This window comes from Chroococcidiopsis thermalis PCC 7203, assembly GCF_000317125.1.
Lineage (GTDB): Bacteria > Cyanobacteriota > Cyanobacteriia > Cyanobacteriales > Chroococcidiopsidaceae > Chroococcidiopsis > Chroococcidiopsis thermalis.
This window is the reverse complement of the sequence record NC_019695.1, coordinates 2228013-2242921: the sequence shown is the minus strand read 5'-3', so window position 1 is coordinate 2242921 and position 14909 is coordinate 2228013. Positions and strand designations below refer to the sequence as shown.

Annotated in this window: 11 protein-coding genes; 9 read left to right on the top strand and 2 right to left on the bottom strand. The window is 45.3% G+C overall.

The window, feature by feature from the left end; all coding sequences use genetic code 11:
• Positions 1-197 precede the first annotated feature (197 nt).
• The 6 genes from sufB (at position 198) to CHRO_RS09860 (ending at position 6414) form a co-directional block, all read left to right on the top strand.
• On the top strand, positions 198-1637 hold the full coding sequence (sufB, locus tag CHRO_RS09885) for a Fe-S cluster assembly protein SufB (RefSeq protein WP_015154063.1): 1440 nt from the start codon (positions 198-200) through the stop codon (positions 1635-1637).
• A gap of 79 nt (positions 1638-1716) precedes the next feature.
• Complete coding sequence (sufC, locus tag CHRO_RS09880; RefSeq protein ID WP_015154062.1) at positions 1717-2505, top strand: Fe-S cluster assembly ATPase SufC; 789 nt, start codon at positions 1717-1719, stop codon at positions 2503-2505.
• Positions 2505-3908 (top strand): Fe-S cluster assembly protein SufD, encoded by a 1404-nt coding sequence (sufD, locus tag CHRO_RS09875; RefSeq protein ID WP_015154061.1) that lies wholly within the window; start codon positions 2505-2507, stop codon positions 3906-3908. Before sufC ends, sufD begins: the two co-directional genes overlap by 1 nt.
• A 105-nt stretch (positions 3909-4013) precedes the next feature.
• Positions 4014-5276 (top strand): SufS family cysteine desulfurase, encoded by a 1263-nt coding sequence (locus CHRO_RS09870; protein WP_015154060.1) that lies wholly within the window; start codon positions 4014-4016, stop codon positions 5274-5276.
• 49 nt (positions 5277-5325) lie between these two features.
• Complete coding sequence (locus tag CHRO_RS09865) at positions 5326-5973, top strand: Uma2 family endonuclease (RefSeq protein ID WP_015154059.1); 648 nt, start codon at positions 5326-5328, stop codon at positions 5971-5973.
• A gap of 177 nt (positions 5974-6150) precedes the next feature.
• Complete coding sequence (locus CHRO_RS09860; RefSeq protein WP_015154058.1) at positions 6151-6414, top strand: hypothetical protein; 264 nt, start codon at positions 6151-6153, stop codon at positions 6412-6414.
• Between the two features lie 150 nt (positions 6415-6564).
• Here CHRO_RS09860 and CHRO_RS09855 read toward each other — a convergent pair whose 3' ends face one another.
• Positions 6565-8034, bottom strand: coding sequence for a response regulator (locus CHRO_RS09855; RefSeq protein WP_015154057.1), 1470 nt, complete (start codon positions 8032-8034; stop codon positions 6565-6567).
• Positions 8035-8633: 599 nt separating this feature from the next.
• On the opposite strand from CHRO_RS09855, the gene CHRO_RS09850 reads away from it, so the two are divergent.
• From CHRO_RS09850 to CHRO_RS09840, 3 genes are all read left to right on the top strand, one after another.
• Entirely contained in the window at positions 8634-9308 is a 675-nt protein-coding gene (locus CHRO_RS09850; RefSeq protein ID WP_015154056.1) for a vWA domain-containing protein, read from the top strand.
• 217 nt (positions 9309-9525) lie between these two features.
• Complete coding sequence (locus CHRO_RS09845) at positions 9526-10347, top strand: PP2C family serine/threonine-protein phosphatase (RefSeq protein WP_015154055.1); 822 nt, start codon at positions 9526-9528, stop codon at positions 10345-10347.
• A gap of 7 nt (positions 10348-10354) precedes the next feature.
• Positions 10355-12472 carry a tetratricopeptide repeat protein gene (locus tag CHRO_RS09840; RefSeq protein WP_015154054.1) on the top strand — a complete coding sequence of 706 codons (2118 nt, stop codon included), beginning with the start codon at positions 10355-10357 and terminating at the stop codon, positions 12470-12472.
• 158 nt (positions 12473-12630) lie between these two features.
• On the opposite strand, the gene CHRO_RS09835 is transcribed toward CHRO_RS09840, so the two are convergent.
• Positions 12631-14466, bottom strand: a complete 1836-nt coding sequence (locus CHRO_RS09835) for a TolC family protein (RefSeq protein WP_015154053.1) — start codon at positions 14464-14466, stop codon at positions 12631-12633.
• Between the last annotated feature and the right edge of the window lie 443 nt (positions 14467-14909).

Here is a 14909-nt window from a genome sequence, read left to right as displayed (position 1 = left end):
AAGTTTTCAGCTGAAAATTTTACTTTGACAACATACCTGTTGTTAATGTAGCGTAAAATGGAGACAGGTTAAACAACAAGCGTGTTGTTTTAGTTACGATTTTTACAATGAGGAAGGTGGGAAGGGGTTAGACCACCCGTCTTTCATCCTTAAAGAGCTACTTCGAGCATTTCAGCCCAACCGAGAGAACACTACCAATGAGTGCAACTGTCAAAACCATCGTCAACCAGCCTTACAAATACGGCTTTATTACCGACATCGAGGCAGATATTATTCCTCGCGGTCTGAGTGAAGACGTTATCCGCCTGATCTCTGCTAAGAAAGAAGAACCAGAGTTCATGTTGGAATTTCGTCTGAGAGCTTACCGTCAATGGCTGAAGATGACAGAACCTACTTGGCACAGTGTCCAGTATCCTCCCATCAACTATCAAGATATTATCTACTATTCCGCGCCGAAAAAGAAGCCCAAGCAACTGAATAGCTTGGAAGAAGTCGATCCCGCATTGCTGGAAACTTTTGAAAAGCTTGGTATTCCCATATCAGAACAGAAGCGTCTATCTAATGTCGCAGTAGATGCCATTTTTGACAGCGTTTCTGTAGCTACCACCTTCAAGGAAAAGCTAGCTAAAGAAGGTGTAATTTTCTGCTCGATTTCCGAAGCTTTACGGGAATATCCAGAGTTAGTTCAGAAATATCTGGGTAGTGTCGTGCCAACGGCAGATAACTACTTCGCGGCACTCAATTCCGCTGTATTCAGTGACGGTTCCTTCGTTTATATCCCCAAAAACACCAAATGCCCGATGGAACTGTCTACATACTTCCGCATTAATAGCGGCGATACAGGACAGTTCGAGCGGACTTTGATTGTAGCCGAGGAAGGGAGCTACGTTTCCTACCTAGAAGGCTGTACCGCACCGATGTACGACACTAATCAGCTACACGCGGCGGTGGTGGAACTTGTCGCTTTGGACAATGCTGAAATTAAATACTCTACCGTGCAAAACTGGTACGCTGGCGACGAGAAGGGTAAAGGCGGAATTTACAACTTCGTCACCAAGCGCGGTTTGTGCCAAGGAGTTAATTCTAAGATTTCTTGGACGCAGGTAGAAACGGGTTCGGCAATTACTTGGAAGTATCCTAGTTGCGTGTTAGTCGGCGATAACTCTGTCGGTGAGTTTTATTCTGTGGCGCTGACGAATAATATGCAGCAAGCCGATACAGGAACGAAGATGATCCATGTTGGTAAGAATACTCGCAGCACGATTATTTCCAAGGGAATTTCTGCCGGGAACTCTAGCAACAGCTACCGTGGTTTGGTGAAAGTTAACCCGAAAGCACAAGGAGCGCGGAATTATTCTCAATGCGATTCAATGTTAATTGGAGATAATGCGCGGGCGAATACATTCCCCTACATTCAGGTACAAAATAACACTGCCAAGATCGAGCATGAAGCTTCGACTTCTAAGATTGGCGAAGACCAATTATTCTACTTCGCGCAGCGGGGTATTTCTTCAGAAGATGCAATCTCGATGATGATTAGCGGTTTCTGTAAGGATGTGTTTAACCAGCTACCAATGGAATTTGCTGTAGAAGCCGATCGCCTGCTGAGTCTGAAACTGGAAGGTAGTGTGGGTTAATAAAATAGGGTGGGCAATGCTCACCCTCAATCAAGCAATTCGCAAGTGAATAGAGAGAGTGCAGAGGACGTAGAGAGTAATGATTATTGAAAATAGTGAAATTTTGCTGTCGGTGAAAGACCTGACAGCTGAAGTTGATGGGAATCCAATTTTAAAGGGAGTGAATTTAGAGGTTCGCGCTGGAGAAATCCATGCGATTATGGGACCGAATGGCTCTGGTAAAAGCACTTTTTCTAAAGCCTTAGCAGGACACCCAGCTTATGAGGTGACGGGTGGCGAAGCAATTTTTCAAGGTAAAGATTTGCTGGAGATGGAAGCGGAAGAACGAGCTAGAGCTGGAGTTTTTCTGGCATTTCAGTATCCCTTAGAAATTCCTGGCGTAAGTAATTTGGATTTCTTGCGAGTTGCCTATAATTCTCGCCGAAAAGAGCAAGGTTTAGAAGAATTGGATGCATTCGATTTTGACGATTTGATCCAAGAAAAATTGGATGTTGTCAAGATGGATGCGGCTTTCTTAAACCGCAGCGTGAATGAAGGGTTTTCTGGCGGCGAGAAGAAGCGGAACGAAATTTTGCAAATGGCACTGTTGGAACCAAAAATTGCAATTTTGGATGAAACAGATTCAGGATTAGATATTGACGCGCTGAAGATTGTTGCTAATGGCGTGAATCAATTAGCCAGCCCTGAAAATGCCACAATTCTAATTACTCACTATCAGAGATTGCTCAACTACATCGTCCCAGATTACGTCCATGTTATGGCTGGGGGACGGATTATTAAGAGTGGTGGTAAGGAGTTAGCACTGGAATTAGAGTCTCGCGGTTACGATTGGGTGTTGGAGCAAGCTGCGACTGAGGTAGGAGTGTAATGAATATTCAAGTTTCTCCAACAGTGACGAATGGCAGTCATGGTAGCGTGTCGGGTGGGGATAACTACCTGATAGAGTTGCTGCAACAGTGTCAAAAGGGTGTAGAAACATTACATGTAACGTCTCTACGGGAAATTCGCGATCGCGCTTCTTCCATTATCCGTCAATCTACTCTCCCTACTACCAAAATTGAAGAGTGGCGGTTTACCGATTTATCTGCTTTAAAACAGTTTAACTTTCAAGTGGCGGCTCCCACCGGATTACCAGCAGCACTGGTGACACCACTCACCTTCTCAGAAGCAGCAAATAGTCGTTTGATATTTATCAACGGGGTGTATACGCCAGAACATTCTGCAATCGGTGATTTACCGAAAGGTGTAGTAGTTAGCAATTTATCAGGATTACCAGCAGAATACCGCGATCGCGTTTACAACTACCTGGCAAAATCTGAGGCAGGACAAGACATATTTACCGCCCTGAATACGGCTGCAATTACGGATGTTGCTGTCGTCTGGATTCCTAAAAATGTTGTCGTAGAAGCTCCAATTCACCTGCTATTTATCGCTAACTCTTTTAGAACACCAACAATTAATCAACCGCGCTGCTTGGTAGTCGCGGAAACTGGTAGTAGCGTCACGCTGGTGGAAGACTACTTAAATCAATTTAATATTGAAGATCCTGAAGAAGGCGAAGCCGAAGTTGGAGAGACGGTATACTTTACCAACGCTGTTACGGAAATCTGGCTGGGAGAAAATGCCCAAGTTAGTCATACTAGAGTTGAACGGGAAAGCGTAGAAGCATTCCATATTGGTAAAACTGCGATTACTCAAGCACGGGATAGCCGTTACACCTGCAATGCGATTACTTTAGGGGCAAAACTGTCGCGCCACAATTTAGACATCTACCAGACAGGAGAACAGACAGAAACAATTCTCAACGGCTTAACTATAATAGCAGGGCAACAAACAGCCGATACCCATAGCGCGATCGCACTAAATTATCCTTATGGTATGAGTCGTCAACTCCATAAATGCATTGTCGCCGATAAAGCCCACACTGTATTTAATGGGAGAGTCTTTGTTGCTAAAGCCGCTCAACTTACGGATGCAGGACAACTGAACCGCAACTTACTCCTCTCTTCCAAAGCTAGAGTAGACACCAAGCCTCAACTGGAAATTATCGCTGATAACGTCAAGTGCAGTCACGGTGCTACTGTCAGCCAGTTGGAAGACGATGAGATTTTCTACCTGCAAAGTCGCGGAATTAACGCTGCTGACGCTCAAAATTTGTTAGTTAACGCCTTTGCTGCTGAGATTATTAACCAACTACCAATTCCCTCTTTACAACAAACTCTGCTCAAAGCTGTTACCCGCGAAGCTACAACATTAAATCTGGCTGATTGACCGAAAGTGAGGACGGGTTTACCAATATATTTGGTTACAAGTAGAGAACTCTGGTGAACCCGCCCCTACAACATTTGCGTTCTGTTCCTTCTCTCGACTTGAACCATGACTTTTACCCAAGCAAGAACCCTCGCCGATATCGTCCGCGCTGACTTCCCAATCCTGCAGCAAGAAGTCAATGGCAAACCCTTGGTGTACCTCGACAACGCCGCCACCTCCCAAAAACCTTTACTCGTCCTCAACACCCTACGGAATTATTACGAGCAATATAACTCCAACGTTCATCGCGGCGTGCATACCCTAGCGGCTAAAGCAACCGAAGCTTACGAAGGGGCGCGGGATAAAGTAGCTGCGTTTGTCAATGCGGCGCAGCGAGAAGAAATTGTGTTTACCCGTAATGCTACCGAAGCAATTAACTTAGTCGCTTACAGTTGGGGTAATAGCAATATCCAACGGGGAGATGAAATCATCCTTTCCGTGATGGAACACCACAGCAACTTAGTACCTTGGCAACTCCTAGCCCAAAGAACGGGTGCAGTGTTGAAGTTTGTCGAACTGACTCCAGAGGAAGAATTTGACTTAGAACAATATAAGTCTTTAATTTCCGACAAAACCAAGCTTGTCGCTGTGGTTCACGTCTCTAATACTTTGGGGTGCATTAACCCAATACAAGAGATAATTGCGATCGCCCATCAACACGGTGCGAAAGTTTTGATCGATGCTTGCCAAAGCGTACCACATATGCCTGTTAACGTACAGCAAATGGACTGCGATTGGTTAGTAGCTTCCGGTCATAAAATGTGCGCTCCTACCGGAATTGGATTTTTGTATGGAAAACTAGCATTGTTGCGATCGATGCCACCGTTTTTAGGTGGTGGTGAAATGATCGCCGACGTGTATTTAGACCGTTCTACCTACGCCGATTTACCGCACAAATTTGAAGCAGGAACCCCAGCAATCGGAGAAGCGATCGCCCTCGGTGCAGCTGTAGACTATTTAGGGGCGATCGGCATGGATAAAATTTATGCTTACGAATCGGAATTGACGCAATATCTGTTCGAGCAACTGAGTCAAATTTCTGAAGTCCGCACCTATGGTCCATTACCTAAAGTAGCAGGTGTGGGTAGAGCTGCATTAGCTTCATTTACGGCTGGTGATGTTCACCCTCACGATTTATCTACTCTACTAGATCAAGCTGGGGTTGCTATTCGCGCCGGACACCACTGCACGCAGCCTTTACATCGTTACATCCACGCTCAGTCTACTGCACGGGCAAGTTTATCTTTTTACAATACCCGTGAAGAGATTGACATATTTATTGTTGCTTTGAAGGAAGCGGTAGAATTTTTTGGTAGTATCTTCGGTTAAGGTAAAAGGGTGGGCTTAGCTCACCCAATTGACTCTAAAGCCAGTGGATATGATTACTTCTTTAACTCCAGCAGAGTCTAGAGTAGTGCTACATAACATTAGCTGGGAAACCTTTGAAACTTTACTCAAAGAAACAGGTGAAAACAGAGGTTCTCGCTTTGCTTATGACTGTGGCACGATGGAAATTATGATTCCACTTTTTGAACATGAAAGCTACAAAAGCAATTTATGTAATTTTATAATTGCCCTAGCTGAAGAACTCAACATTGAAGCTAGAAGCGCTGGTTCAACAACTCTAAAACACCAAGTAGCTAATTGCGGTATAGAACCAGATAATTGTTATTATATTCAGAACGAGTCAGCAATTAGAGGCAAGCTCAAGTTAAATTTAGAAACCGATCCACCGCCTGACTTAGCAATTGAAATTGATATTACTAGTAGTTCTGTAAATAAACTTGGTATTTATTCTGCTTTAGGTGTTCCTGAACTTTGGAAATACGACGGAAAAGAATTAAAATTTTATCAACTAGAAGTAGAGGAATATAGAGAGCGTGATGTGAGTCTTGCTTTTCCTCTTATATCTGTTGAAGATATGAGTAATTTTATGCAACAGATTCCCATGCAGGGAGAAGTAGCTTTACTCAAATCTTTTCGAGCTTGGGTAAGGGATAAAGTTGTTTATTTGACCAATGAATAGCAAGTTTACTGAAGTATAGATTTCATGCGATCGCTTTATCTTCTATCCTAACTCAACTCCTCAATTAGGTTATGGATAGCATTCCATACCATACAACCGTGCATAACTCGTCTCAATTGTGGCTAATAAACTTTAGCGCTCCAGCAAGCGCACAAAATAGCTGCGAGGAATGCATTTATGAGAGAGCATACAAACGATTGGCAACTAGATAACTCAAAGGAAACGGGTAAGCGATCGCTCGTACAGAAATATTTACAAAATCCTTTTTCTGTTACTTGGTCAAAATTAGCTGCTTTGTTTTCTACAGAAGTTTCAACCAGCGAATCTGTTGAAGAAACAGAGCCAGACGATTCACCCTGCGATCGCAGCTTGTATCCTCGGTTTACAGATCGGGTCGATCCTTCACTTTACTACACGGTTTTTTTTCCTCACCAACGCTAGGGAGCAGTTATCAGTTATCAGTTATCAGTTGTCAGTTATCAGTGAAGAAAGGGTGTGGGGTGTAGCGAGTTGTACGTGGTGCGTGACTAATTTCTCCCTTGTCCCCCTTGTCCCCCTCAGCTTCCTCAGCTCTCTTTCCTCTGTTCCTTTCTAAGTCAAATGCCTAAATACCATTTTAAGAATATCTGGCTGGCTAAAAGGCTTAGTTAAGTAACCTGAAGCACCGACAACTCTAGCTTTGACTCGGTTAATAATTCCTGTATTTGCCGTCACCATAATAATCGGCGTGTCTTTAAATAGAGAATGATTGCGGAGCAAACGACACAATTCATAGCCGTCAATTCCTGCCATATTTACATCTAATAAGATGAGATTTGGCTTGACTTTAATAATCTGCATTAAAGCTTTAACAGGATTATCAATTGTAAAAACTGAAAATAAGTCGTCTTCTAAAAACTTTTTCAGTTCCTGTAACATTGCTGGGCTATCGTCCACACAAACAATTTTATACTTATTTCTCGTAGCTGGAGCATCGGGAATAACAGTCGGTGGGGATGTGGGAGTCTCTATATGCGTGGGAGGAACTGGGGGTGTCGTCCGCGTAATCGGGAAGTTAACTGGTGGTTGAGAGCTATGCTTGACTGGCTCTGAGTTTGGCTGCGGAGACTGTGTGGGGAGAGATTCTTGCTTTGTCGTAGGGAACTGCGTCTCTTTGACTGGTTCGCGCTCGAAAGCTTTTGGAGTTGCAGCCAGCCGGCGATCGCTAATGTGGCGATCGCGGATATCATCTAACGGTAAGGGGACTTTTTCCGGTATGACAATTGGTGTTGTTGATGGCGATGCAGTCTGTTCAAAGGTTCTTGGTAATTGGTCAAATGGTGCATAGGGGTCTTGCAACAAAATTGTTCCTGCTGCAATATACTGGTGTAGGTTTTGCGCCAATTCAAGTTCGTCTTGATTTAATAGAATTGCCAGATGACGAAAACTGAAACCTTTGAGAATCGTACTAAACTTTTGCTGAATTTCCTGCGGAATTTGCTGTTCTAATTTGTGACGGTTAGAAAAATAAAGCCGCTGGTAGGGTGAGAAAATTTCTGGTGCTAGAGCTTGCCACTTTTGCAGGCGCTTTTGACATAGATCGACAATCGGTTGTAGTTCGAGCCGACAAAAAACTTGCTCTAAGTTTGAGTTGCTGCTAAAGTCGTACTGCCCCGATTTAACTAATAAAAACGACTCGATCGTTTCTCCAACCAATTCTGCAACTAATTCTGCTGCTTGTTCGGCATTTAAATATTGATGGTTAACTAACCAACCAATTGCTTGATATTCGGGATTAGTATCTGACCGCTGTTCTGCTTCAGTTTCAAAAATCAAACTTAATTGCGCTCTAGTTTCACTTGTCAGCGTCGGGACTTTATAACTGAGGCGATGCAAATGACAGTCGAGGCGATCGAACGCAGCAATTGAATGGGAAGCATAAGTAATCTTTCCCTCTTCAAGATAGACCGACCATGTAACAGCACCGCTAGTCACCTTTAACAAGGCACTATCATAACAACTAGACAAGTGCGCCAATAAACTCAGCGGACTTAACTTCTGAAAGGTTCCACAGCTAGCCATTTAGCACTTAAACCTTTTTCCAAGCGAGCGAATACTTTAACTGACAATGCCTATTTAGCAAAGCCTTAATTTCGAGCAATTTGAGTGTTTTTGTCTGAATCAATTGAGGTAAGAGGATTGAGATAACCTAGTTAAGTTTATTAAAATATTGTAAGCTGTATCTGCTCTTACACCGCTAGAACCCCTGCAAATCATAAAAAATTGACGAAAGGCTAACAGTTTCTATTGACTATAGCGCAATCTATAAAAATTAACCATCCAGTTTACAGTTTTTAGCTATTGGCGTATGACAAAGGATTTGGACATATAGAAAAACAATCTGTGGGAAAGTTAAGTAATTTGTCGCCTTGGTCTTGTATGCGTAGTTAACTGCAATGATTGTCTGAATTTGCTCCTGATTTTTCCCTAGTGAAATGAATGTGAGTAAAATACCGGACTGACGCAGCTGAAACTACAGAGATAAAAGAACTAGTAAAGTCAAAGCTGAACTATCATAGATAAATTGTTGTCAATGCCAGCAGCCCATCTACTCAGTCCACTAGTGAGTAAAAGCTACCACATATGTCAAGTAGCTAAGTCTCCCACCTAAATTGTTAAGTATGTCTGACCAATTAAGACTTGATGAAGCGGTAGAGTTTGCTGAAAATCCAGAACCTCGCTGTCCTTGCGTATTACTTCTAGATACTTCAGGTTCGATGCAAGGAGCAGCAATAGATGCTTTAAATGAAGGGCTGCGGGCATTGCAAACAGATTTATTACAAAACTCTCTCGCTTCCCGACGTGTTGAGGTGGCGCTCGTGGTTTTTGATAGTGATGTCAGAGTTATACAGGATTTTGTCACTCCCGACCAACTCGATCTACCAGAGCTGACAGCGCAGGGCTTAACCTGTATGGGAACTGGAATTCATCGCGCCCTAGACATGATCCAGTCTCGCAAAGCTACATACCGCGCTCACGGGGTAGCTTATTATCGTCCCTGGATATTTTTAATTACAGATGGAGAACCCCAAGGAGAATCAGAGCAGTTAATCGAGCAGGCAAGGCAGCGAATTGAGACAGATGAAGTTAACAAGCATGTAGCTTTTTTCTCTGTAGGTGTAGAAAATGCTAATCTGGAGCGGCTCAAGTACATATCTGTCCGCACTCCACTCAGACTTCAAGGGCTGAGGTTTACGGAAATGTTTCTCTGGTTGTCTGCTAGCATCACAGCCGTTTCCCATTCTCGTCTCGACGAACAAGTAGCATTACCACCTGTGGGGTGGGGAGCCACTTGAATTCGGAATTCGGAATTCGGAATTCGGAATTGAATATTTACCTCTTTCCCTTACCCCTTATCCCTAAGTACATAATGAAAGTGTAAAGAGATGAATGAGTAAATTGACGGAACCGTACACATTACCGTATACAAAAGGAGGATTTGTCGAGCGATGCGATCGCTCTGATTGTCCGTTCACCTAAGATAGGCTAGGAATCAGTAAGGAATCACGATGAATGCGTAACGATGCCCACGATGAGCTATATACAACAGGACAGTTAGATGCTCCTGCTGGAATCCGGCAATGGCGAGTCGCATCCGCCTCAGTTCGAGGTACGAGCCACGAAAAGGTCGGACAGCTTTGTCAAGATGCTCATCATTGGGAAAAGTTGCCCACGGGGGTTTTGGTAGCAGCAGTAGCTGACGGGGCAGGAAGTGCAGCTTTAGGCAAAGTCGGGGCAATTGTCGCCGCGCAAACGGCGGTAGAGACGATTTGTGCTGAAGGCTCTAGACTGCATTTGGTTGACGACGAGCAGGGATGGCAGCGAATTCTGACTCAAGCTCTGGCAGCAGCAAAGACAGCAGTAGAAGCAGAAGCAGCCGTCTGTGGCAAGCAGGCGCGGGAGTTAGCGACGACGTTGATTTTAGCAGTTGCTACCCCAGAATTAGTTGCAGCGGTGCAGGTAGGTGATGGCTTGGCAGTAGCGAGCGATCGCGACGGTCAGATTTTTGCTCTGACTGCCGCTCAAAAAGGAGAATATATCAATGAAACAACTTTTCTAGTTTCCCCCCAAGCCTTGGAGACAGTCCAAGTCAACGTTTGGCGGGGAACGACGACACATATTGCCGTGTTTTCAGATGGGTTGCAGATGCTAGCTGTGAACATGGGCGATGGTTCACCCTACAAACCATTTTTTTCTCCCCTGTTTCAATTTATGGCAGGTGTGGAGGATGAGAGTGAAGCTAAAGAACAACTGGCGGCGTTTTTGCGATCGCCAAGAATTACGGAACGGACGGATGACGACTTGACTTTACTATTGGCGACGCTTGTGAGTTAATTTTGCCATGCGGTTGCAACGAAGCTCCAACAACCAAATTATCACGTTGGACCCCAACTCTAGTCTCGGACATGGGGGAGAAGCCCGTGTCTTTACTGTACCGCAGAACGAGGCACTAGTAGCAAAGGTTTATCACAAGCCTAGAGAGATTCAGGCATCTAAGCTCACAGCAATGCTTGCTAACCCGCCAGATAACCCTATGGCGGGGCAGGGACATATTTCGATCGCTTGGCCTGAAGAGTTGCTGAGGTCAACTGATGGCAGCAATCGGGTCGTCGGCTTTCTGATGCCGCGAGTCAAAGGGATGCACTCCCTACTCGATTTTTACAATCCCAAAACGCGACGGCAAAAATGCCCGTTCTTCAACTACCTCTATCTCCATCGAACTGCCCGTAATATTGCCGCTGCCATGGGAGCGCTGCACGCACGCGGGTATTGCGTTGGAGATGTGAACGAATCTAACATCTTAGTCAGCGATACGGCTCTCGTCACCCTCGTAGATACGGATTCGTTTCAAGTCCGCGACCTACAAACAGCAGCTATTTATCGCTGCGGTGTCGGCAAGCCAGAATTTACGCCGCCAGAACTGCAAGGAAAGAATTTCGGACAGATCGATCGCGCCCCAGAACACGACTTATTTGGGCTAGCAGTCCTGATCTTCCAACTGCTAATGGAAGGGACTCATCCTTTTTCAGGAATTTATCAAGGTAGTGGCGACCCCCCACCCTATGCAGCACGGATAGCGGCAGGACATTTCACCTATGGCAGCAAGCCAGTACCGTACAAGCCTACGCCGATTGCACCAAACTGGGAGATTTTACACCCTAGTTTGAGGCAGTTATTTGTCAAGTGTTTTGATGCAGGTCATTCTCAACCCAATCTCCGGCCCAACGCCCAAACCTGGCAAGCTGCCCTCAAAGAAGCAGAAAACGCTTTGACAACCTGTAGCGCCAACAATCAGCATCGCTACAGCGATCACCTGCAAAGCTGTCCTTGGTGCGAGCGGGCAGTAAAATTAGGCGGGCGCGACCCGTTTCCGTCCTTGGAGGCAGTCAGACAGAAAAAACACCTCCAACCTTTGCCACCTAAGCGTACTCCTCCTGTATATCGACAGTATCGAGCGCTCGATCGCTCCGCCGCTTATTATTCATCTGCCACGCTCAGCAAACACGCACCATTATTTTTAACACTGCCAAGAAGTAGAAGGCTGAGCCGCAGAAAGTTCAACCTGATGATGATGGGTACGTTTAGTCTAGGAGCTGTGAGCTTGATCCTGTTGATGCAGGTGTTAAGTGACGTGCAACTGCCCTTTGACAGTCGTTTTAGCGTTACCTCCATCCCCGAACCACCAAGTGACGGCAAAGTAGCAGCAAAAAGCGGCAATAATTTTGTTGCCTACTACAAGCAGGGCGATGCTTATTACAAAGTAGGAGACTATGAAGGGGCAATTGATAATTACGATCGCGCCATCAAGCTCAATCCCAAGGATGCTCAAGTCTATTTAAACCGAGGTAACGCCCTCTACGAAGTTGCCCAGCATAGCGGCGACCCCGACCGTACCTATCGCCGAGCGATTGAAGACTTCAATCGTACTCTGGGACTCAAACCCAACCAAGCCGAAGCCTATCTCAGTCGCGGCATGGTACGTTATGAAATTGCTCAGTATAGTAAAAATCCCGAAAAAGAATATCAGCAAGCAATTCAAGATTTCGATCGCTCTTTGCGGCTCAATCCCCGTGCTGCCAAAGCACTGGTCAAACGCGGCATCGTTCACTACAAACTGGCGCAGTATAAAGGGGACTTGAGTACGGGCTACAAAGCCGCAATTGGAGATTTTAACCGAGCGCTCAGTATCGACTCCCAAGAAGCAGAAGCCTATCTCAAGCGGGGAATTGTTCGCTACGAGCTAGCTCAATATAGCGGACAGAGCGATCGCGAAGCAGTAGAAGATTTACAAACAGCCGCTAAACTGTTTCTCAAACAAGGCAATATCGAAGAATATCAACTCGCTTTAGGTAACATCTGCGTTGCTCTTGACAAGAATTGCGATTCCTTCCTGAGAAACCCAGAAAAGTTTATTCTTTCTACCCCGCAATCTCTTCCTGGAGAGGGAAAGCCTAAATGAGGAGTGAGGAGCGAGGAGTGAGGGAAAGAGAGTGGTGCGTGGTGTGGGAAGTGTGGGAGGACACTCAAAGAATTTTCGAGAGCGCTCTCCCCCATCTTCCCCCTCTCCCTTGTCTTCCTTGTCCCCTCACTCCTCACTCCTCACTTCTTGCTCCTAGTTCAGCGTTGCTGACCAGAGCTAATCGATCGCTGAATCTGGGCTAAGGCGCGGTTGTAGTTTAGAATCGCATTGACTCTATCGCCTTCCGCTTGAGTTAAGTCATCCTCAGCATCAATTACTTCTGTTTGCGTCCCTACACCTGCTTGAAATCTGAGGCGTGCCAATCGCAGCGCTTCCCGAGATTGTTCTAAAGCAACAGAAGTTGTTTGAATGTTTTCCAAATTAGACTGCAACTGAGAGAAAGCTTGTTCTACTTCAAAGCGAATTTGGTTACGCTGTCCGGCAAAATTGGTTTCAGCGATCGCGATATCTGCCTCTTCCTGCCTAGCTCTTGCTCTTGCCTCTCCACCGTCAAATAAACTTAAGTTTAAGTTTCCTCCTAAAGAGTAGCCATCTTGAAAGTTTGTGCCATCGTCAAAGGTATCGTTCAGGTTATATTGAGCAGCAAGACTGATTTGCGGTCCTAATTGAGCTAAGGCAGCACGTCGTTGTTGTTCGTTGATGTTACGCTGTGCTAACTGCTGTTCTAGTTCGGCACGATTTCTAAAAGCCAGTACGATACTGTCTTCTAAGGAAAAGTTCCACTGTCCAGCAACTGCTACCGGATCGGCAGCCGTAACCACGATGGAGTCGTTTAAATTAATTCGCGTTGCAATTTGACGGCGGGCAATTCGTTGCTGGCTTAAGGCATCGGTTAATCTTTGGGTAGCCTGCGCTAACTGTACTTGAGCTTGGAGGACGGCAAAGCGAGTTCCTACCCCAGCTTGTTCTAGGGCTTGGGCATCGCGTAAACTTGCCTGAGCATTGTTGACAGAAGATCGCTGAATCCTCACGTTCTCATCAGCTCGTTGCAATTCGTAATAGTCATTGGCAACGTTGAGGCGCAGTTCTTCTTGCGTCCGTTCTAAATCTAACTGATTAAAACGCAACTGTTCTTCAGCAGCGCGAATGTTAGCAGGACGTAAACCAGAAGTGAATAAATCGTAGCTTAGCGATAGATTACCAGTCACTCGGGTATTATTGGTATCAGTTTGACTGCCAGTTAATTGCTGGAGAAACGATGGTTCCGGTTCTTCGCTAAAAATATTGTTGCCTGTATTAGTTACACCCGCACCCAGATTCAAGCGTGGATATTCTGCTGCTAAAGCCTGTCGCAGTTGTGCTTGACTCCGTTGTACGTTCAGCCTTGCTTCTCGCAGTTGCGTGCTGTTACGCTGTGCTAGGTCTAACGCCTGCTGGAAAGTAATTGGTTGAGCGCCTACAACCTGTACTTCTTCTGGTTTTGTGGGAAATCGCAATGGATTGGGATTGGGATTGAGATAACTAGGTATTTGAGCCTTGCGATCGTTTAACTGAGAATTAGCAGGCGGCTGGGCTGGTTTAGGTTTGGTTGTTGGTTGTTGGCTGACAGTTGTTGGTAATTGGTGGTTGACGGTTGATGGTTGACGGTTGCTGCTTTTAGTCTCCTTTGCTCTCAACTTCTGACTCTCGTACGGGCGGGTTTCCAAACCCGCCCCTACCGACTCCCGACTCTCGTACGGGCGGGTTTGGAAACCCGCTCCTACCGACTCTCGACTCCCAATTTCCTGTTTTGACAAGAGAACCGAGGCTTGGGAGTGACGAAACGAGCTTTTTGCTTGCAGGTAACCTTGTTTGGTAGCTTTAATTGACTGAGTTTTACTAGGTTCAGATTTCATCGCGATCGCACTATCAACAGATGGAGTTTCGCTCGCGATCGCTGGTGCTGGTTCAATCTTAATTAGCTCGGTTGCTAAGAGTGCTACAGCTAGACTCGAACAGAAGTTACGCACTAGAAATAAATGCTGTTGTTTCACCGCACTTCCTCACACGAAAATTTCAGACACCGAAAGCGACAATGACTCAATCGGTCGCTCCGTAAAAATCATAAATAAAAAATCAGATCGTAAATATTAAGCTACTATTTGGGGCGCGATCGCCTGTACTCAGATCCGCGAACGAGGGTCGCAGTCGGATCGATACTGGCAAGCCCAGTATCGAGCAAACCAGAGCATTCTACTATATAGTTCGGCATACACCAAAAGGCTTAGCACGCATCAACAGATATTGTGACATGAAACCACAAATTCAGTTGACAGTTATTAGGGAGCAGAGAGTAGGGAGCAGGGGAGCAGTGACCAGTGACCAGTGACCAGTGACCAATTACCAACAAATAATTTCAAAGAAATACTTAAGAAATTTTCTTTCTCTTTACAATAAGTATTTTGGATTACATAATTAATGAACCCGATCGTGTCAA

Bases quoted from the DNA above. Each gene is read 5' to 3' on its own strand.
- CHRO_RS09855 (WP_015154057.1), bottom strand. From the start codon at position 8,034: ATGGCTAGCTGTGGAACCTTTCAGAAGTTAAGTCCGCTGAGTTTATTG.
- CHRO_RS09840 (WP_015154054.1), top strand. From the start codon at position 10,355: ATGCGGTTGCAACGAAGCTCCAACAACCAAATTATCACGTTGGACCCC.
- sufB (WP_015154063.1), top strand. From the start codon at position 198: ATGAGTGCAACTGTCAAAACCATCGTCAACCAGCCTTACAAATACGGC.
- CHRO_RS09865 (WP_015154059.1), top strand. From the start codon at position 5,326: ATGATTACTTCTTTAACTCCAGCAGAGTCTAGAGTAGTGCTACATAAC.
- sufD (WP_015154061.1), top strand. From the start codon at position 2,505: ATGAATATTCAAGTTTCTCCAACAGTGACGAATGGCAGTCATGGTAGC.
- CHRO_RS09870 (WP_015154060.1), top strand. From the start codon at position 4,014: ATGACTTTTACCCAAGCAAGAACCCTCGCCGATATCGTCCGCGCTGAC.
- CHRO_RS09860 (WP_015154058.1), top strand. From the start codon at position 6,151: ATGAGAGAGCATACAAACGATTGGCAACTAGATAACTCAAAGGAAACG.
- sufC (WP_015154062.1), top strand. From the start codon at position 1,717: ATGATTATTGAAAATAGTGAAATTTTGCTGTCGGTGAAAGACCTGACA.
- CHRO_RS09850 (WP_015154056.1), top strand. From the start codon at position 8,634: ATGTCTGACCAATTAAGACTTGATGAAGCGGTAGAGTTTGCTGAAAAT.
- CHRO_RS09845 (WP_015154055.1), top strand. From the start codon at position 9,526: ATGCGTAACGATGCCCACGATGAGCTATATACAACAGGACAGTTAGAT.